Below are 20,742 nucleotides of genomic sequence, written 5' to 3'. Positions count from 1 at the left end.
CTATGTTTTTTTATGTGAATTTATCATAAGAAAAGCCAGCAAAAGTTCTACTAAGTGGCATTTGCGTTATTTTCGAGGTAAAGTCACTGAATATGCTGAAATCAGCAAGGCTTAACTTAGATGTAAAAACTATTAATAAAATCTTAATTTATTCAAAACGCGTATCTTTACTCGAATTTTCATGCGTTTTTAACTATAAAAAAAAGCTATGTATTCTATAACTAAAATTTAATTATTGTTGTTTGTTAAAAGTGTGTAGACAAAGCTTTTTATCATGCATAAAGACTAAGTGGACTGAGCTTTGTCGAATTTTTCAAAAAGTGTATTGAAATTTAGCTGATCCGTCCGCATCTTATTAGAAAAGCATTTCCTTAGATATTAGAGATTATAAATTCTATGTTATTTCATTTACCCAAAGTACCCGCAGAAATTCGTATCAGTCATTTAAATGCCCGAATTAATGAGCAGCGAAAAAGAATTGCTCAATCTACTGCATCGAAATTGGAACTGTTTCAACTGACTCAACAGTTTGTAAAAGAAGCGCGAGTACGTAAAAAAAATAATCAAAAAATCTATGTCCTAGATTTTAAAGGAGATGTACAGGCTTCAGCTGTAGAAAACTTAAGAGAAGAGATTACATTGATTCTTGCGACAGCAAAAGCAGGCCGTGATCGTGTCATTGTTCGTTTAGAAAGCCCCGGTGGTATGGTGCATGGTTATGGTCTTGCAGCTGCACAATTGGTTCGTTTACGTGATGCAGGCTTTAATCTGACGATTTGTGTGGATAAAGTGGCTGCGAGTGGCGGTTATATGATGGCGTGTATCGCAAGTGAAATCGTCTCTGCACCATTTGCTGTGGTTGGTTCGATTGGTGTTGTTGCCCAAGTCCCTAATTTTAATCGACTGTTAAAAGAACATCATGTTGATTTTGAGCTATATACCGCAGGTCAGTTTAAGCGTACTGTGACGATGTTTGGTGAAAACACCCCAGAAGGTAAAGCAAAATTTGAAGAAGAGTTACAACAAACGCATCAATTATTTAAGCATTTTGTTGAAAAATATCGCCCGCAACTCAATGTCGAAAAAGTTGCAACAGGTGAACACTGGTATGGTGAAGACGCGCGCAATTTAAATTTAGTGGATAAATTGCAAACTTCAGATGAATATTTGCTGAGCTTATTGCCACAACATGACGTATATGTGATTCAAACACGTCGTAAGCCAACACTTGGCGAGAAGTTAGGTTTACAAGCTGCACAAATGGCAGATGCCTTAATTCCATCCGTTGTGAATAAATTGATGAGTGAGATCACGAAGCTAAATTCCTCTTTACCGATGTTTAAAGATGATAAATTCTAAGTTTTAATTGAACATTTACAACGTAATGAGTAATTGGTGAAAGCTGATTACTCTTTTTTTATAGAAAAGTCTTTTCTTTATTCGCAAAAATGCTCAGAAAAAATGACCTCATGTGGTCATGACAAGTCTGCAAAAAATGATTAGCATGCTAGGGATCATAAAATCAAAAACTCAGATTGAAAGGAATACAAGACATGTTGGCATATGATGCAGATTTAGAACTTTTTCGTGATAACTTTAAACGTTTTATGAGTGAACACGTTGCTCCATTTTATGAGCAATGGGAAAAAGAAGGTTTAATGCCACGTTCAGTATGGTCATTATTGGGTGAAAATGGCTATCTTTGTGTTGATGTACCTGAAGTGTATGGTGGTTACGGCGTTCCAACTGAATATTCATTGATGTTGGTTGAAGAGTCTGCACGTGCAGGCTATGGTGCATTGTCTACCGCGATTTCATGCCATTCAGAAATTGCAGCGCCTTATATTTTGCATATTGCCAACGAAGAACAAAAACAATACTGGTTACCTAAAATGGTGTCAGGTGAAGTGGTGGGCGCAATTGGGATGACGGAACCGGGTGCAGGTTCAGACCTACAGGGCATGCGTAGTAGTGCGATTTTAAATGGTGATCATTATGTTTTGAATGGTTCTAAAACATTTATTTCAAATGGTCAACATGCAGATTTAGTGGTATTGGCAGCAAAAACTGACCCACAAGCGCGTGCAAAAGGTGTGTCACTTTTATTGGTTGATACACATCTAGATGGATTTAAAAAGGGCACCAACCTCGATAAAATTGGTTTGCATTCTCAAGATACCTCAGAACTGTTCTTTGATAATGTTAAAGTTCCAGCAAATCAATTGTTAGGTAGTGCAGGACAAGGTTTTGCCTATTTGATGCAAGAGTTACCTCGTGAACGTACTGCAATTGCAGCAACGGCACTTGGTGCAATTCGTGGTGCAATCGATATCACTACTCAGTATGTACAGGAACGTCAAGCGTTTGGTCAGAAAATTGGCAGCTTCCAAAATACTCGTTTTGTTTTGGCTCAAGCAAAAATTGATGAGTTGGCAACAGCAGCATTCTATAACCAAAATCTAGCTTTGTATAAACAAAGTAAATTGGATGTTGAAACAGCAGCAGCTTTAAAAAGTTTTAGTACGGATATGCAGATGAAAATCATCGACAGCTTGCTACAACTGTTTGGTGGTTATGGCTATATGACGGAATATCCAATTTCTCGTTTCTTTGTAGATGCACGTATTCAGCGTATTTATGGTGGTACAAATGAAATCATGAAAGAAATCGTGGCGCGTGGCATCATTGGTCGATAGTGCAGATGTAACAATAATATAAATATAAGCTGTTCGTGTTTTTTATGAAACATGAACAGTTTTTTATTTTGATGGGAATATATTGAGAAAAATCAAATAAATAAATTGAAAAAAACAAACATTAAAAAGTAAAGATAGAGCAAACAACAATTGATCAAATACGTAGGTGTAGGTCTTGTTTGCTTGATTGGATTTGTACAATAATAAGTCAGTGGTAATGTGCTCATGCCTTATCTAAAAAATAGAATTGGCGAATGAAATAGATATAACAACGATAAGCTGTTTAAACTTTTGAGTGAAATTAAAATGATGGATCATGAAGTTTCTTTTCAAATTGAATCAACAGTCCAGCACTATTTGGGTGTTGGTGGATGGCATTATGTTCTTATTTCCAAATTACAATCTGAAGAAATAAAAAAATACATTCATCAGAAACGAAGCTGGGGTGCTGTACCTATTACTGTCACACTGGGTAAAAGTATCTGGAAAACATCTATATTTCCTGACAAGCAATCAGAGGGCTATTTACTGCCACTTAAAGCAGAGATTCGCAAAAAAGAGAAGATATATTCAGGAGATCATATTTCTTTTTCAATTCTGTTATAAGTTTTAATGGTCAAGCTTTGAGTAGGTATATTTGACCACTAGTGAGGCTGTATTGAATAAGTCAACTCATATCGCTGTAAAGCCCTTACAACGTGATTTTAGCTTAAACGTTTAGACCCATTGGTACAGGCAATGATGCGTGAATTAATGATTTCGCTTTTTGGATGAGCTTTTAAATTTTTATATTAAGCTTCAGTCGTAAATCCTTTTTAAAGCATAGATTAACATAAAAGCTCCGTCATCCTAGCCTTTTCCCAAATGGGGAATGGGCTTTCAATACCCATATGATTCATGCAATATGATCATTTTGACTTATAAAAGAGATACAAAATCTCATAAATAAGGTTAAAACTAATAAACTAAGCACTTAATACATTTAAACATTCATTGATAAAGATAGGTAACTCAAAAGTCGAGCGTGAAGAAATATATAAATTATTGTCGTTTACCACTTCGCGATCGAAAGTCACAGCACCAGCGTCTTTAAGTTCTTTGAGGATATCTTCAATTGAGGTTAAGCGCCGTCCAATGGCAATTTGTGCATCGATAAGTAAATGGCTACTGTAACAACATAAAAAAATAGGTTTTTGTGCGTTGGCAAAATTACGTAAAAAATCAATGAATCGTTCATCTTCTTTAAGATGATAAGGAGAATATCCACCCGGAATCATCAGCGCATCAAAATCCCGAACAGAGATTTCATCAATGCCTAAATCTATACTGACCGAGGATTTTCTTTGTTTACTATAAACAATATTCCCCGCAGACTTTTCAATATTGCGCACAGAATGGCTTGCAGCTCGAAAAGCTTCAACGGGATGGTGATATTCCGCATCTTCGAAATCATGGGTAATGAGAACAGCGATTTTTTTATTCATATTCTATGTCTCGAAATGCGCTTATGCTTTTTATCATAGAGCGCAATGCTTAAAATTCTATAGCTGCTTTGTAATTCATTTTGTGGTCAGAAAAGTTATAAAGTGATGACATTTTATTCAATATATAAGTTGAAAGTGAAACATTGAAAAATGCACTATTGCCCAACAAATTAAACTGAACTATTGTTATACTGTCAGTGGTCTAAAACATAGACTTCTCGTAATTCTCGACTTTAAAGGGCGACATAACAATGATCAACGATGATCAAAAAACGACTTCTCTAGATCTTGCTCAAATCCGTGAAGATATTGACTCTGTAGATCAGCAAATCCAACAACTTATCAATCGCCGTGCAAAACTGGCGGAATCAGTTGCTAAAGCAAAATTTGCAGCAGAAGAGAATCCGTTATTTTATCGTCCTGAACGTGAAGCACAGGTTTTACGTCAAGTTATGGAGCGCAATGAAGGGCCATTGTCAGATCAAACTATGGCACGTTTATTCCGTGAAATTATGTCTGCATGTTTGGCACTTGAAGCACCACAAAGTATTGCATTTTTAGGTCCAGTCGGCACTTATACCCATTCTGCTGTATTAAAACATTTTGGTCAGGATGCTGTGGTTCGCCCACTACCAACGATCGATGAAGTGTTCCGTGAGGTTGAAGCGGGTAGTGCACATTATGGTTTAGTTCCTGTTGAGAACTCATCTGAAGGTGTGGTCAACCATACTTTAGACTGTTTTAAAGCATCGCATTTAAATGTGATTGGTGAAGTTGAATTGCGTATTCATCACCAATTCCTGATTTCTTCAAATACTCGTAAAGACAGTATTAAACAAATTTATGCACATCAACAAACACTTGCGCAATGTCGTAAGTGGTTGGATGCACATTATCCGGGTGTAGAACGTGTAGCTTTAAGCTCAAATGCAGAGGCTGCTCGCCGTATTCGCAATGAATGGCATTCAGCAGCAATTGCATCTGATGTGGCTGCAAGTATTTACGACTTGGAAGTTCTCCACGGAAATATTGAAGATAATCCTGAAAATACGACACGATTCTTGGTCATTGGTCGTGAAAAGGTACCGCAAAGTGGCAATGATAAAACCTCATTACTGATTTCAGCACATGACCGTGCAGGGGCTTTATTGGAAATTCTTGCACCATTTGCAAAACACAACATTAGTTTGACCAGTATTGAAACCCGTCCTGCATTACCTGAAAAATGGGCTTATGTATTCTTCATTGATCTTGAAGGTCATGTGGAACAGGACAATGTTAAAGCGGCGATTGAAGATATTCGCCCACTGGTTAAAGAAGTACGTGTACTGGGTTCATATCCGATTGCTGTGCTTTGATGTCGTTGTGAAATAGGTAGTTCAAAATCGTTATGTCACAACCTTTATTTAAAAAAGTTGCTTTTATTGGACTTGGACTGATTGGTTCAAGTCTAGCCCGTGTAATTGCAGCCGAACATCTTGCTGAAAATGTTGTTGCGTCAACGCGCTCAAAAAAAACGCTGGAAGATGCTAAAGCTTTAGGAATTATTTCTGCGGGTTTTAGTGATCCTGTCGAAGCGGTAAAAGATGCAGATTTAATCGTTCTGGCTTTGCCCGTTCGCGCGACACAGAAAGTGCTTGAAACGATTCAAGCTTATGTTTCTGAAAACGCCATTATTACCGATGTCGGAAGTACCAAAGGGAATGTGGTGGCAGCAGCACATGCTGTTTATGGTGAAAATCTTCCTGTAGGTTTTGTACCTGGTCATCCAATTGCTGGTGCAGAACATACTGGTGTTCATGCAGGTAAAGTTGACTTATTTGTGAATCATAAAGTGATTCTAACGCCGTTGCCGAGCAGCGCTGATTGGGCAGTTGAAAAACTGATTCAGCTTTGGCAGGCTGCAAAAGCCGAAGTCATTTGTATGGATGTGGACAAACATGATGAAGTGTTGGCACATACCAGTCATTTACCGCATCTGATGGCATTTAATCTGGTCGAACAGCTTGCAAATCGTGAAGATAACTTAGATATTTTCCGTTATGCCGCTGGAGGTTTTCGTGACTTCTCACGTATTGCTGCCAGTGATCCGCAGATGTGGCATGATATATTTTTTGCCAATAAAACAGCCATATTGAAAGCAGTTGATGGTTTTGAAACGCAACTTGCGACATTACGTCAACTGATTGAAGATGAGAATTCACAAGCCCTGATGGGATTGCTAGGACATGCACAAGCGGCACGACAGCATTTCAATCATATGCTCGCCAATAAACCTTTGATGGAGAAAAATAAGGTGACACAACAATTTACCATTTTGCCAGGTGAGAAGACATTTAAAGGTAAATTTACCGTGCCGGGTGACAAGTCAGTGTCACATCGTTCCATCATGTTTGGTGCAATCGCTGAAGGTACAACCCACGTTACAGGTTTCCTTGAAGGTGAAGATGCTTTAGCAACACTTCAAGCATTTCGCGATATGGGGGTCAGTATTGAAGGCCCTAAAAATGGTGAAGTGACCATTCATGGTGTGGGTATTCATGGTTTAAAAGCGCCAAAAACGGCACTGTATATGGGTAATTCTGGTACGTCGATGCGTTTGCTTTCAGGCATGCTTTCAGCACAACAGTTTGACTCTGTGATGACGGGTGATGCGTCTTTGTCTAAGCGTCCAATGGAGCGTATTGCAAAACCTTTACGTGAAATGGGTGCGCAAATTCAAACCACGGGTGAACGTGGTACTCCGCCTGTTTCAATCACTGGCGCTCAAGCATTGAAAGGCATTCACTACGATTTGCCAATGGCATCTGCGCAAGTCAAATCTGGGATTTTATTGGCAGGTTTATGGGCAGAGGGTGAAACCTCTGTGACTGAACCTGAACCAACCCGTGACCATACTGAGCGTATGTTACGTGCTTTTGGGTATGCTGTGAAAACGGAAGGTAATCGTATTTCACTACACGGTGGTGGAAAGTTGGTTGGGACAGAGATTCAAGTACCTTCTGATATTTCTTCTGCTGCATTCTTTATGGTGGGTGCTGCCATTACTGAAGGTTCAGATATTACCCTTGAAGCTGTTGGGATTAATCCAACTCGTACAGGTGTAATCGAAATCCTTAAGCAAATGGGTGCAGACTTAACTGTTGAAAATGAACGAATTGCAGGCGGTGAGCCGATTGCTGATATCCGTATCCGTGGTACCCGTACATTGAAAGGCATTCATATGCCAGAAGATCAAGTACCTTTGGCAATTGATGAATTTCCATCTTTGTTTATTGCTGCTGCATGTGCTGAAGGGCAAACGGTGTTGACAGGTGCCGCTGAATTACGGGTTAAAGAGTCTGATCGTATTCAAGTGATGGCAGATGGTTTAAAAACCATGGGGATTGATTGTACGCCAACTGATGATGGCATCATCATTGAAGGAAAAGGTAAATCGGGTGACTGGTCTGCTATTTTCTCTGGCGGTGAAATTGAATCGCACCATGACCATCGTATTGCAATGAGTTTTTCGATGGCGGGGTTACGTAACTCTGGCGAGATTAAGATTATTGGCACTGAAACTGTAGCAACAAGTTTCCCAACATTTACTGAACTCACCAATCAGGCAGGGCTTCAGATTCAAGTTAGCGAATAAATCAGTCCTTGTCTAATATTTGTATAATTAATTAAAAACAGCCAAGCAAATGCTTGGCTGTTTTGTTTATATTGCTTATTCTAAAACCATACAACTATAAAGCCTTTTGGATGAAGCAATGAGAACATTACAATTTACAGCAAACTGTGAGAATCATAGTAACAGTCACAATCATGGTGAAAATGTATGTTATGTCACTCAGGAATACGTGACGACTTTGTTGTTAAAACAACTGTCTCAATATGGCTTTAAAGCGGAAACAACACACTCCGATGAAGACCTTGCTGTCAGCGTAGAAAATCATCCAATTGGTTTGGGGGTTAATTGTCATTTAAATGATCAGGGCTTATTAACTTGTGAAATTTCAGCCCATGCTGATGAAGAACAAGCATGGTTTAAGAAGATTGCAACCCAGAGCATGATTAAGCAATTGGCAAATGCTGTAGAAAATACATTAAAAGAAGATGATGCGTTTAGTGGATTTGAATGGAAAGTATAAGCAGAGCCTAGGGGATAGCTATGCAATTACAAGCATTTATTGATAAATTTTCAGTAGATCAGGCAGGAAACACAGTAAGCTTTGAAACTGTAAAAAAATATCAAGCATATTTACCTGAAGCGCTCTTAGAGCTTTGGCAAAATCATGGTTTTGGCTTCTATGGCAACGGTTTGCTACAGATCATTAACCCTGAGCTTTATCAAGATGTGCTTTGGTCATGGTTAATGAAAGATCAACCTGATATGACCCGATTACCCATTGCTATTTCGGCATTTGGTTTGGTGTTTTATTATCGTTTATTAAGCGAAGATGGCGATGAGGATGTATCCTTTATCGACCCGCACAACTCGGAAATTGGGGTAACAGCTTGGTCATTAACAGATTTTTTTAATGACTGGATTTGTGATGATGAGATCATTGAGCAATTTTTAGAAAAATCAGCCTTAGCAAAGGCACAAACTCAATATGGTAAATTAGTTGATAATCAAATGTATTGTTATCTTCCTGCACTGAGATTAGGTGGGCGTGCTAGTGATCTCAATTTAGATAAAGGTGATGCAGCCACACATTTAGCTTTTTTATATCAACTTGCTGTGAATAACTGATTTAAAAATCATTTAAAAAATAGATGTTTAGAAATGACAGTTTGATTGAGATAAAACTGTCATTTTTATTGTGAATGAAATTATGCTACTACTCGACACGTAACCATGTTTGGCTACGACCTACTGCTGAAATACCTAAATATCCACGAAGAAATAGTTTTTTGCCATTTGGGCTGACTTTACCTTTTAATCGATAGATTTTACCTGAAACTGGGTCAATAATTTTCCCATCAGTATAACTCACATGATCATCTGTCTTTAGCCCAGAGATGACCTGTAAGCCAATAATTGGCTTGTTGGTATAAGGTGCAGGGCAATTGGTGCAAAATTCTTTTGGGGTGTAGCCTGGGCGTGGTGTTGCTTTTAATGCTGTACCCGCATAGGTACCGTTACTTTGTTTTTCAATTTTAACCAGTCCCTTTGCTTCACCAGTTTTGTCATCGATATAACGCCAGGTTCCCACGATATCTTCCGCAAAAGCTGTCGATGTTAAAAATGCGATACATGCTGTCCCCAATAAAACTCTCATCATTTCCCTTATTCCTTAAGTGGGTATTTTCTACTTTAAAAATCATACTTATTTAAGGCGTTGATTATATAATGAATAGTTGGGTCATTTATTTACATAATGTGCCAATAAGTATGAAATTTAAAATGAATTGGCACATAAAGATAAGCAATTGATGAGCTTGTAAACTGGATTTAACATAGCTGAAGCTTATGTGATGACACTCACCTTAAAAATATCATTGATTGCTTCAAAGTGAATTTCACAATCTAAGAATTTTTGAATCATTTCAGCTTGTGTCGAGGTGTGTTCACTGACAACTTGAGCAGTAAACTCACCACCTTTACCTAAAGCTAAAGGTAATAAAAGTTGGTCTGCTAGATATTCGTCAGCCACAGCATCGCAAGCTAAAAAGGATTTAACTTCTTTGGCTAAATCATGCGCTACTTTTTCTGCACTTTTCTTCATTTCACCTAACACAGAAAATACTTGTTGATGGTGTTCGTAATTTAACACCACAAAAGCTGTATTCCCTTGGCTAATCCCTTGAAAGTTTAGTCTGTTACGTTGGCTTAAGCTCAATTTGTTATGTAATACTTCCAGTTCACGATCAGCAATATTCTGTTGAATATTTAAGGCAGCTGCATAGCCATGTATTTCCAGTAATTTGCCTTTATCTAATACTGAATATTCAAGCTTATCTATCCAAGGATAAGTTGTAATATTGATTTGACCCGCACCAATTGGAAAGAAACCAGCACGTTCGCATTCAAAGTCGACTTTTATTCCAAGTTTATGAATAGCAGGTAGAAAGCAAGACTCTATGAAATCTGCAGTCGGTGCCATTGGATTATGTGTTCCGCCGTGGATACTGATTTGACTGATTTCATTTTGCATCATCAGTGCAGGTAGTAGTGTTTGTAAAACCAATACTGTGCTACCGGCTGAACCAATATGAAAATCATATTTACCCGCCTGAACTTGTTGGGGCTGGAAATATAATTTTTGTGAATGTAGTTCAGCACCTTCCACAATGGCATTGCTGATGCGTTGTGATGCTTGTACACAGACTAAATGCTGTCGCATTAAGCCCGGCTTTTTACGCCCTGCACGAATATTCACAAGCTCAAATGGAATACCCGTTAACATAGACAATGAAAGGGCAGTTCTTAAAATTTGCCCTCCACCTTCGCCTTGTGAGCCATCAATTTGGATAGCTTTATTTTTTACTAATGTGTTCATTTTGTTCTTCATCATTTCTTTCTAAATCATTCGGTTTTCGAACATGTTTTAAAAATCGTAATTCACTTACACCATATTGTTGATAATTATCTTGTGCCTCTGCTAATGAGATTGCATTTGCACCACTTTTTGAATTTGGATGAATATTTTGTACAGGATCATCTTCCCAAAAACAAACTGGACAAATCTCAAAGTCAAAATTACCAGAGGGTTGATCTCTAGTGTAATGATGACAACAAGAACAATGGTAATTCATTAAAATTCCTAAAAGGGGTGAACATACTGTCAGTGCATGGTGATGCTTAGTGCATTGTAACTTTGCTTTCACAAAGGTTTGCCTTGTACGTAGTGATGGGTTGATTTGTGCTTAAAGTTTTAAGCTAACCCGCTCGCTCATCAAGCCACTACACCTTATTTTCAATCCTGTGTTGTGGAGGTAGGGGATCTTGCACTCGCCCAGTATGTTCGGGTTTTCTCAAATGACGAATCACTTGAGAAAAGGTGAAATATATTGTCAGTACGTGGTAATACAGTGTGAATAGTCACTCTGATTCACAAAGGTTTAAGTGATGAAAGGTGATGGATTTGATTGGTGCGTTTCCGCTCTAAATCCGCTTCGCTGTCATTACCCAAAAATGATGCTGACTTTTATTTCAATCTATACAGCCTTAGATCTTGTACTCGCCCAATATATTTCGAGATCTGATAGGGTAAGCCCTATCAAAGCTTTTAAATGATGGCTTTAAACGTCAAGTAAATCAACTTGCCAATTGGTGGCTTGTATCAATACATTCAAGTCGCGTAATTTGGCACTAATATCATCGGATTGCTTTTGCAAGGATGATACTGGAATGACCTTATGCCATTTGATTTCACGTGTACTATAGCGGTCAGGCTCACGTTGTGTGTTGCTGATGGCTGAGGTTAAAATTTTATGGCGCTCTACAAGCTCATCACGTTGAGTAAGTAAAGCCAATAATGAACGACCATCCGTTAATTTTGCCAAAGCATTGGTTTGATGAATGGCATAAACAAGTTTTTGAGATTCTTGAGTTAATGCAAATACTTGCTTTAATAACTCATTTGGATCCTCGGATGGCTCATCACCGTCTTGTACTAATACGTTCGCATTGATACGTTGTTTCAATGAAGCGAGTTTCTTTTGTTGATCGCTTCGTAATAAGAGTGCTTCTGCAAGTTTCATTTTATTTTCCTTATCGCTTTTAATAGTCAATAAATATTTAACACAACGATTTCATATAAAGTTTGCTGGGGTAGTGTATCAACTGAAATTGATTCGGCAAATTCTATAACGTCTTCTAAAGTTTGATTTTCATGCCAAGTGGTCATGAAATTATAATCATCGTCTTCAGGTAGATCATAATTACAAAATTCTAAATAAGAATAATCCAATGAATCATCCCAAATTGAACATTCATGGCTCCAAGCTAAAGCCCAATAGCATTGTTTAGATTTTACAATCTAAACTCCCTAATTTATGCATCAACTAACCTTTTACACAAACAACCTGACTTAAGGTATAAACCACTTCCACCAAATCACTTTGTGCTTTCATCACATCTTCAATAGGTTTATAGGCAGAAGGGATTTCATCAATCACGGCTGCATCTTTACGGCATTCCACACCTTTGGTTTGTTCAATCTGATCTTCCACAGTAAACAACTTTTTCGCTGCAGTACGGCTATGTACACGACCAGCCCCATGCGAACACGAACAGAAAGACTCCTGATTTCCCTTACCTTTGACAATAAATGACTTGGCACCCATTGAACCCGGAATAATTCCATACTCACCCAAACGGGCACGTACAGCACCTTTACGTGTTACCAGCACTTCCTGACCAAAGTGTTCTTCTTTATCCACATAATTATGGTGGCAGTTTACAGCCTCCACTTTGGCGTTAAATGGTTTGTTGATGATGATTCGTAAAGCTTGAACCGCAGCTTCCATCATTAACTCACGGTTTTTCATGGCAAATCGTTGTGCCCAACCCACTGCAAACCAATAATCATCAAAGTGTTCAGTCCCTTCCACTAAATAAGCTAAATCTTTATCAGGCAGATTAATAAAGTGCTTTTGCATATCTTTACGTGCAAGCTCAATGAAGTGGTTACCAATTGCATTTCCTACACCACGAGATCCTGAGTGCAACATAATCCATACTTGTTGATGCTCATCTAAACAGACTTCAACAAAATGGTTTCCTGTTCCCAAAGTACCCAACTGTTTATGGTTGTTGGTATTTTTCAAACGGGGATGCTTGGCACAGATATATTCAAAATCAGTCACCAACTCAGCCCAAGCCTGATCAACACTTGCAGTAGGTGTATCCCATGAACCTCGGTCACGACGACCACGACCTTTGGTCATACCATGCGGAATTAAACGTTCAAGTTCGGTACGCAGTGCGTATAAGTTATCTGGTAAATCTGATGCGCTTAGCGAAGTACGTGCAGCCATCATTCCACAGCCAATATCTACACCGACCGCAGCAGGGATGATTGCGCCTTTGGTTGGAATTACACTTCCAATCGTTGCTCCGATTCCTACATGTACATCTGGCATTACTGCCATCCATTTATAAATAAAAGGCATTTGTGCTGTTTTTAATAATTGGTCTTTTGATTTCTCATCGACAGGGACACCTTTGGTCCACATTTTTATAGGAACACCTTTAGCATCCTGAATTACGTTATAAGTACGTTCCTGTGCTAAGGAAGTTTGTTTTTCGATTTGTTCTGTGACTAACATCGTCATTGCTTTGATCCTTTTCAAAACCTGCCTGCCAAGCGGTTGCAGGCAGGTGATATTTATATACATCTCATGATGTATGCTTTGTATATTGCAGAGAGTGTGCCAACTTTGTCTTTTAATTGATTTTTATTTTATAAGATATTGATTTATAATAAATAGATAAATTTATATTTTATTTTAAATGTGCATTTTAAAAAAAATATGCAAATTTAAATATTATTTTAGATAGTAATTTATCTATTTTTATATTTTAAATGAAATATAAAACAACCAATTCCTAGACATAATAAGAAAAGGAGGCTAAAACCAATTGAAAAGATGAGGCTTATTTTAGAGCCTTGTAAATATGCAAATAGAGTGATTGAAAATATTAGGTTATAAATACTACTAAGGAAATATCTTCCACAATGTGGTGCAAATTTAGTTGTAAAATAGCCGAGCCAAATAGCTATTGGAAAAATTGATATAATTGAAAAATAATAAATTTTTGAGCAGGTTGGGATATTTTCTTGCTGGAAACCGCAACCCAAAGTGAGTGAAAGCAAAAAAATGACGTAGAAGAAAAATAAGAATACAAAAATTACTAAAGGAAATAAGAGGAAAGCAAACCAAGTACGCATTGTTATTATTCAGGATATTTATCATGTTACAGATTATAGTATGAAATCTAGCTTGGGAGAATTTCTTCTCCCAAGCTGAGTTTGATGAAATTTGTGAATCTTAATTTTTGTTCATATCCTATACCGTATTATCATCAGTTGGTTGATAATGTTCTTCGATATGGATTTTTAACCTCAGTGCGAGAGGATCATCTTCTAGGATTTGACTATGCCCATGTAAAAGTTTCAGTTCACTTTTTTTACGACTTTTACTTGGCGGTTTTTCATGATAGTTCTGGCACTTCTTATACCAGTGGTTAGTTTCTAAATAGTACTTTTTGACTCTTAGTTTCTCTAAAGCAAGATCAAGATTGTTATCGTCAACAATAACTTGTATAGACATGATTTGCGTTTTACAGACTGACACCTGTCTTTGGTTTTAAGTTGAGACTCCAAGCTAGCAAATTTTTTGTTGATTCACAAGCATCGCTTTTAAACATGATGAGTTTAAAAAGAAAAGCAGCCACAAACGTTAAGATTAGATTTTGTGAGTGAACATGATAGGAGGGTTTAAACCCTACACTAAAGCGTTACCATGAAATCCAATCTATATTCGTGACTGCTTATCGTGTAAATCTATTTATTATAATAAGAGTACATCAACAAAGAGCTGAAGACAGTCGTGGCTCTACCAACTGAGCTACTGTATTTTGTCATACAGGGTGGTATCGAAGCACCGACAAACGCGTAATGTAGTCCTCAAAGCATTTGATCTACTTTCATTATTGCATATACAAGATCAAAAAAAGTTGGTGTTGGATATGTGCAGTACCCGAAATACTGTGCGTGAGATCGCGATGTAATCCAACAGGCATTTGATCGTTTAAACATAGGTCACAAGTCCATCAACAAATTTGATTATAAGACAAACAATTCACCGCTTTTGCTTTAAGCGACTGTATGTATATACAGCAGAGGAATCTAACCTCTGATCTGTGAATTCTAATGTAGTCCTATGCGTATTTGATGGACTGATGGCCCCAGTATATTTTCATATACTGCCCTACAAGTGAATCAACAAATTTTTCAAAGACGCTCGTGCCTTACCGCTTGGCGACCATCATCGAAATGATGGGGTGGATTCGAACCACCGATGACGTCAATTTTAAGATGTAGTCCTTGAAACATTTGATTCTTTTACTGCTTTGCATAAACAAAATGTTAAAGACGTTTCGTTGCTCTATCCAACTGAGCTACTTTTCAAACTTGGAAAAGCGTGAAAAGGGTGGATTTGAACCACCGACCTACGCATTAAAGATGTAGTCCTTAACGCATTTTATGCGATGTATTTTGCCAACAAAGGTGTCGATAAAACATCAATTATTCAAAGTAATGTAGTTCTATCTGCATTTGGCAATTTCTTACTTAGCACAACAATTAAATATAGAAACAGCATAATCTTGAAATGTAGTTCCTATGGCATTTGTGCTTTTTATCTAACCCAGTCTTATCAAGTGTGGACATTGTTAAATGTAAACACTTGAAGAGACTCGATCAAATTTGTTTATACATTCAGCTTGCATAAAGCTGAGTTTGTGTAATATCTATTTTTTCAATTTCGTTTACCCAATGATCTGCATGCATTTCATTTTTGGCAAAACTTTCAATCAGTTGAAATACCGTATCGGAAAATCCACCGACATTCATCACATCGCTATGTTCAGGCATTTGCGTAGTGGTATAGGGTTGCAGATCAACACACACCAGTTTTGCATCAGGGTTATGCTGTTTTAGCTGTTTCCAATAATGCATCATCCCAGTTTTTCGGTGTGATCTTGGAACTTGATCTGCCCATGATTCATTATCAGAGAAGTAAATTACCATATCGACTTTGGCATTTTCTTTTACTAACAGTTCCAAAGGCTTAGAGCAATCAGTTCCACCACCACACATGCTGGCAAATTTTTTAGCCAAAGCAAAAATATCAATTTCTGAATTTTGCTGTTTTCCAAAATTTTTTCGTTTTAAATATTCCTGTACTTTGCTGAAATTGGATAATTGACGAACTTCAGTATCAAACGGCATCAAACGAATATTTGGATTTACATATTTAAATGCACTAGCAAATAATGCAGCAGCATCTACGCAACGTAACTGAGAGGTTGCACCCTGACGATAACCTGTCACAGAACTTGACATCGAACCGGAAACATCAATCGCAATCACCACATTTCCTTCAAGTTTCGGTACATTGGCGATGGCACGCTGCATAGCAAACTTTAGCGCATTGGCAATTTCATGTGGCATATCCTCTGCAAGTGCAGACCAAGCCATCATCAATTGATATGGAAATACTCGACTTTTGGCTATGGCTTGCTCATCCATCAATTTATCGGCAATGATTTTTGTCATTCCTTTGATTTTAAAAACATCATGGCGTAAGAAGGTATTTAAGTTCATACGTAGCATTTGCCAAGAACCATTTTTTGCAATTTCGGCCCATTGTTTCGCATTCAAATTTAAATTGGTTAGAAGCTGCATCGGCACTTTAGGTACTTGTGTTGCTGTTCCCAATCGAAACTCTTCCAATGCTTGCACTTGAGTCGGTAGTTGGACAAGTTGGTATTCTTTTCCTAGGACATAGGCAAAAAAAGCATCGTGTTGAACTGTCTTTGGTTTTGGATGAGTCATTTTTAACACATCGGCAAGTGAAGGGCTGTTTCCAATATTGGCCGCAATCAATTGTTGATCCGATGCTGAAAGAATCCATTCATTGACCATACGTTTCGGTAATGAACCTAATGACTTACGACCAATCATTCCAGAGCGCATGATTTGAACAAAATTTCTCAACTGTTTTCCATTATCAATAATCAAAGGAAAAACTTGCTTAAATAATTCTGAATCAAGTTCAGAAAGTAAAGCCAATAACACTACAGGTGTATCTTTCATATGTGCCTTTTGGCGTGCATAAATTGCAGTTTTAGCCACAAATTCAGGCTCTACTTCAAGCGCTAGGTTTAGAATACTATCAAGTTGCACTTGTGCATTTTGATAAAAGGTCTGATTCAGTGTACCTGTTGCAACAAGCTGCGCTAATGCGGCACGAGATTTTAATTTATATGCGCGACCACCAGCTTCGTTGTATTCAATGGTTTTTGGTTTTGCCTGTTGTTTAGAGGCAAAAATTGTCTTGTTCGCCATGACAGCATCCTCAAGTGATTTTTTAATTTCTTGAGATAGATATTGCAGAGAGTGTGCCAAGTTTTGTTTTGGAATGAAATTTTATTTTTAAGTGGCTGATTTTATGAGTTTAAAAATTTTAAAAGCTCAGTGGTTATGTGTTTTTAAATTTAAAAGGTATGAAATAAAATATCTTTATTTATAGATTTTTATCTTTATTTCTATTTTTAAAATAAAAAATCAATGAGCCTAATGGTGTGCAAATAAAAAAGGACACTAAATCCAGCTAAAAGCAAAGTTAGTTGGGGTACAGTCAACCTATTAAAAAACTCAGACACAAAAAGATGTTTTTTTTAATTCATATTTTTAATTAAATTAATTGCATGGCGGAATAAACTATTTGAATATAAAAAGCTTACACTGCCACACCTTTTGAAGATGAGGCCAAACCTTGCGCTGCAAACAAAGCTGAGCTTTGTTTTGCTCATGTTGGGCGAGGGATAGATCCTGTACCCAGCATTCCTACACAATGGGCGATATCCATATCTCCACACGATAGAACGACCATCTATGATTCAATAATATTGCATAGCGTTAAATTGAAGTTGGGAAAATTACTTTTCCCAGGGTTTCCCAGTGCGAAACTGTGTTAATTCGCCGTGCATATTTAGTTCATACTGATCAAAATCATCAGCAATGTAAAAATTGCCATGATAGTACTGGGCAATTTCATTACCAATGCTTTGCACACCTTGTGCATCGTGGTAACGGGCACTGAGATGCGTTGCAATTAAATTAGGTAGTTGAATCGATTCTGCAAACTCAGCGACCATTTTCGCAGAACTGTGCATTGGGCCTGCGCCTACTTTGTCTAATATCGATTGAGTATAGGTTGTTTCATGAATCAGCAGTGCTGCATCCTGACAAGCGTTCGATAGTAATTCTGGCTGATCGTTATCTCCACCGACAATGGCATAAACACTTTGAGTGTTTTGAATGAGAACATCTTGACTTAAGACGGACTGCCCATTCCACTCAATATTTTGACCTTGTTGTAGATCACCCCATAGTTTACCTTTTGGAATTTTGAGTTGATTTAAAACCTCAACATTGAGTTTGCGCTGAGTTTGTGTCGCTTTAAAACCATAAGCATAACTTGTCACACGGTGGTGTAAGTGATGAACGTCAATGGAAATATGCTCATCCAATTGAAAGGGATTCGTCAAAGTATTTACATCGATAAAATGTATTGGATAAGGCAGGAAAAGTTCAGTGAATTGACAGGTTACTTCAAACCATTGCTGAATTTCTTTGGGTGCAATCAGCGTGATCGGATCTTTGCGTGCATTCATACCAGCACTTGCCAGTAAACCCATCAAGCCATAACAATGATCGCCGTGTACATGCGTAATGCAAATGGCTTTTAAATGTTGTAAAGAGAGTTTTGCTTGTTGAATACGATGCTGTGTACCTTCGCCTGCATCAACCAATATCCAGTCTTTGCTTTTGCAATAATGAATCGCTAAACCTGACACATTGCGTGTTAATGTGGGCACACCAGAGGATGTCCCTAAGAATGTAAACTGTAACATGAGGAATTAAAACCTATTGAATATTTAAAATGTTTTCTATGATTGTTTTTACAACAAAGCAGGGTGGATTCCATCAAAAAAGTGTCGAATCAGACGGTGATGGGAGAAGTGAGTAAAAGCTTTGTACATCAATAGTATAGTCGCATTATATTCAAAAGAGAAACTGAGATTTTTAAAATATTAAAAAATGACGGTATAAACAGTATTTGATTTTTGACAAAATAAAACTATGCTTTAAGCAAGATATATAAAATTTTATAGATTTATAGAAATATGCAAAAATTTAAAAAAACAGTCGTGATTGGTTTTGTGGGTTCAACTTTAGATCAAGGGAAAAAACTTGATCGCTGGCAACGCTGGCGTCCCACCATGAGTTTGTTGATGCATGAAGATTTAGTGGTTGATGAGCTGGTTTTATTACATGATCGCCGAAATGTCAGCTTAATTGATCATTTGCGACAAGATGCTTTAGAAATTTCACCGCAAACCCAAATTACTGGCCATAAGATGAATATCCGTGATCCCTGGGATTTTTCGGATATGTATGGTGCATTATATGACTTTGTAAAATCATATTCTTTTGATACTGAGAACAATCATTATCTATTACATATCACCACAGGTACGCATGTTGCGCAAATATGTTGGTATTTATTAATTGATGCGCATTATTTACCAGCCAAACTCATTCAAAGTGCACCTACAGGTAAACAACAACCTGAGGGTGAATATCGTATTATAGATTTAGATTTATCTCGATATGCAGCATTAACCCAGCGGTTTGAACATGAACAATCTGAAAATTGGCAGCAGTTAAAAGCCAATATTGCCACGAAGAACCAAAACTTTAATCAAATGATTCAAGAAGTAGAACTGGTTGCAACACGCTCAAGTGCGCCAATTTTGATTATGGGTGCAACAGGGGTCGGTAAGTCGCATTTAGCTAAGCAAATTTATCAATTGAAAAAGGAAAAATTTCATCTTTCTGGGCGCTTTATTGATGTGAACTGCGCAACGCTGGTTGGTGATAGTGCGATGTCGACATTATTTGGTCATAGTAAAGGTGCATTTACAGGTGCTATTGCAGCACGTACTGGTTATTTAAAAAGTGCGGATAATGGCATTTTATTTCTCGATGAAATCGGCGAGCTAGGGTTGGATGAGCAAGCCATGTTGCTCAAGGCCTTGGAGGATAAGTCATTCTTTCCTGTAGGAAGTGATAAAGAGGTTCAGGCTGACTTTCAGTTGATTGCTGGAACCAATCGAGATTTACGTGAGGAAGTCCGTGCAGGGCGGTTCCGTGAAGATCTATGGGCTCGCTTAAATACATGGACCTTCTTTTTACCGAGCTTAAAAGATCGTGTGGAAGATATTGAACCGAACATCACCTTTGAGTTACAGCGTTTTGCTGTTGCGCATCAACGGCAGTTACGTTTTCATACCGATGCCTTAGAAAAATATTTAAAATTTGCGCAATCTTTAGACGCCAGTTGGCAAGGGAATTTTCGTGATTTAACTGCAAGCGTGACACGTATGGCGACTTTAGCCAATGGTGAGCGTATTGGTTTACATGAAGTAAATGCTGAGATTGGCCGACTACAACAAATTTGGAATATTGCTGAAAATAAAGAGGCTTTAACCCAATCGTCACTGATGAAAATTTTAAGTGCTGAACAAGTGGCGCAGATTGATGAATTTGATCGTATTCAATTGCAGGGGGTGATTGATGTTTGCCAAAAATCGAAATCCATGGCCGATGCTGGACGGCGTTTATTTTCTGTATCTCGCGAGCAAAGACAAACCACCAACGACAGCGATCGCGTGAAAAAGTATTTGGCGAAATTTGGTTTGAGTTGGGATGATGTGAACGGATAAATAAAGTGAATCACTCACCTTATTTATCCTAAATTTTTTAAATTCA

Annotated in this window: 18 protein-coding genes; 8 read left to right on the top strand and 10 right to left on the bottom strand. The window is 37.7% G+C overall.

The window, feature by feature from the left end; translation table 11 throughout:
* The first annotated feature begins 396 nt into the window (after window positions 1-396).
* The 3 genes from sohB to GJV03_RS02575 all read left to right on the top strand — a co-directional run bounded on the left by sohB (window position 397) and on the right by GJV03_RS02575 (window position 3,302).
* Window positions 397-1,359 carry a protease SohB gene (gene sohB / locus GJV03_RS02585; protein ID WP_004822565.1) on the top strand — a complete coding sequence of 321 codons (963 nt, stop codon included), beginning with the start codon at window positions 397-399 and terminating at the stop codon, window positions 1,357-1,359.
* A 194-nt stretch (window positions 1,360-1,553) separates the two neighbouring features.
* Window positions 1,554-2,696 (top strand): acyl-CoA dehydrogenase family protein, encoded by a 1,143-nt coding sequence (locus GJV03_RS02580; RefSeq protein WP_154129397.1) that lies wholly within the window; start codon window positions 1,554-1,556, stop codon window positions 2,694-2,696.
* A gap of 306 nt (window positions 2,697-3,002) precedes the next feature.
* The gene (locus GJV03_RS02575; protein WP_154129396.1) at window positions 3,003-3,302 is read left to right on the top strand and encodes a DUF1905 domain-containing protein; all 300 of its coding nucleotides are present in this window, start codon (window positions 3,003-3,005) and stop codon (window positions 3,300-3,302) included.
* 359 nt (window positions 3,303-3,661) lie between these two features.
* On the opposite strand, the gene GJV03_RS02570 is transcribed toward GJV03_RS02575, so the two are convergent.
* Complete coding sequence (locus GJV03_RS02570; protein ID WP_151957230.1) at window positions 3,662-4,180, bottom strand: DJ-1/PfpI/YhbO family deglycase/protease; 519 nt, start codon at window positions 4,178-4,180, stop codon at window positions 3,662-3,664.
* A 251-nt stretch (window positions 4,181-4,431) separates the two neighbouring features.
* On the opposite strand from GJV03_RS02570, the gene pheA reads away from it, so the two are divergent.
* From pheA to GJV03_RS02550, 4 genes are all read left to right on the top strand, one after another.
* On the top strand, window positions 4,432-5,538 hold the full coding sequence (pheA, locus tag GJV03_RS02565; RefSeq protein WP_004719240.1) for a prephenate dehydratase: 1,107 nt from the start codon (window positions 4,432-4,434) through the stop codon (window positions 5,536-5,538).
* A 32-nt stretch (window positions 5,539-5,570) separates the two neighbouring features.
* Window positions 5,571-7,817: a bifunctional prephenate dehydrogenase/3-phosphoshikimate 1-carboxyvinyltransferase gene (locus tag GJV03_RS02560; protein WP_105713771.1), complete on the top strand. Its 2,247-nt coding sequence runs from the start codon at window positions 5,571-5,573 to the stop codon at window positions 7,815-7,817.
* Between the two features lie 118 nt (window positions 7,818-7,935).
* Entirely contained in the window at window positions 7,936-8,316 is a 381-nt protein-coding gene (locus GJV03_RS02555) for a hypothetical protein (protein ID WP_004719243.1), read from the top strand.
* 20 nt (window positions 8,317-8,336) lie between these two features.
* Complete coding sequence (locus GJV03_RS02550) at window positions 8,337-8,921, top strand: GAD-like domain-containing protein (RefSeq protein WP_154129395.1); 585 nt, start codon at window positions 8,337-8,339, stop codon at window positions 8,919-8,921.
* An 88-nt stretch (window positions 8,922-9,009) separates the two neighbouring features.
* Here GJV03_RS02550 and GJV03_RS02545 read toward each other — a convergent pair whose 3' ends face one another.
* From GJV03_RS02545 to GJV03_RS02500, 9 genes are all read right to left on the bottom strand, one after another.
* Window positions 9,010-9,453: a DUF2147 domain-containing protein gene (locus GJV03_RS02545; RefSeq protein ID WP_105713769.1), complete on the bottom strand. Its 444-nt coding sequence runs from the start codon at window positions 9,451-9,453 to the stop codon at window positions 9,010-9,012.
* Between the two features lie 186 nt (window positions 9,454-9,639).
* The gene (rtcA, locus tag GJV03_RS02540) at window positions 9,640-10,671 is read right to left on the bottom strand and encodes an RNA 3'-terminal phosphate cyclase (RefSeq protein WP_154129394.1); all 1,032 of its coding nucleotides are present in this window, start codon (window positions 10,669-10,671) and stop codon (window positions 9,640-9,642) included.
* Entirely contained in the window at window positions 10,649-10,999 is a 351-nt protein-coding gene (locus GJV03_RS02535; protein WP_354666822.1) for a CPCC family cysteine-rich protein, read from the bottom strand. Before GJV03_RS02535 ends, rtcA begins: the two co-directional genes overlap by 23 nt.
* 414 nt (window positions 11,000-11,413) lie before the next feature.
* Window positions 11,414-11,875: a DIP1984 family protein gene (locus GJV03_RS02530; RefSeq protein WP_004822548.1), complete on the bottom strand. Its 462-nt coding sequence runs from the start codon at window positions 11,873-11,875 to the stop codon at window positions 11,414-11,416.
* A gap of 26 nt (window positions 11,876-11,901) precedes the next feature.
* Window positions 11,902-12,084 carry a hypothetical protein gene (locus tag GJV03_RS02525; protein WP_154129393.1) on the bottom strand — a complete coding sequence of 61 codons (183 nt, stop codon included), beginning with the start codon at window positions 12,082-12,084 and terminating at the stop codon, window positions 11,902-11,904.
* Window positions 12,085-12,178: 94 nt separating this feature from the next.
* Complete coding sequence (locus tag GJV03_RS02520) at window positions 12,179-13,444, bottom strand: RtcB family protein (protein ID WP_154129400.1); 1,266 nt, start codon at window positions 13,442-13,444, stop codon at window positions 12,179-12,181.
* 741 nt (window positions 13,445-14,185) lie between these two features.
* Window positions 14,186-14,449, bottom strand: coding sequence for a hypothetical protein (locus tag GJV03_RS02510; RefSeq protein ID WP_154129391.1), 264 nt, complete (start codon window positions 14,447-14,449; stop codon window positions 14,186-14,188).
* A 1,169-nt stretch (window positions 14,450-15,618) separates the two neighbouring features.
* Window positions 15,619-17,250, bottom strand: coding sequence for a TROVE domain-containing protein (locus GJV03_RS02505; protein WP_154129390.1), 1,632 nt, complete (start codon window positions 17,248-17,250; stop codon window positions 15,619-15,621).
* A gap of 593 nt (window positions 17,251-17,843) precedes the next feature.
* On the bottom strand, window positions 17,844-18,821 hold the full coding sequence (locus tag GJV03_RS02500; RefSeq protein ID WP_154129389.1) for a ribonuclease Z: 978 nt from the start codon (window positions 18,819-18,821) through the stop codon (window positions 17,844-17,846).
* A 273-nt stretch (window positions 18,822-19,094) separates the two neighbouring features.
* On the opposite strand from GJV03_RS02500, the gene rtcR reads away from it, so the two are divergent.
* Window positions 19,095-20,696 (top strand): RNA repair transcriptional activator RtcR, encoded by a 1,602-nt coding sequence (gene rtcR, locus GJV03_RS02495; protein ID WP_056511994.1) that lies wholly within the window; start codon window positions 19,095-19,097, stop codon window positions 20,694-20,696.
* The last annotated feature ends 46 nt before the right edge of the window (window positions 20,697-20,742 follow it).

It is taken from the genome of Acinetobacter sp. RIT698 (genome assembly GCF_009668065.1).
Lineage (GTDB): Bacteria > Pseudomonadota > Gammaproteobacteria > Pseudomonadales > Moraxellaceae > Acinetobacter > Acinetobacter guillouiae.
The sequence above is the reverse complement of the archived record's forward strand: the minus strand, read 5'-3'. Positions and strand labels throughout refer to the sequence as shown.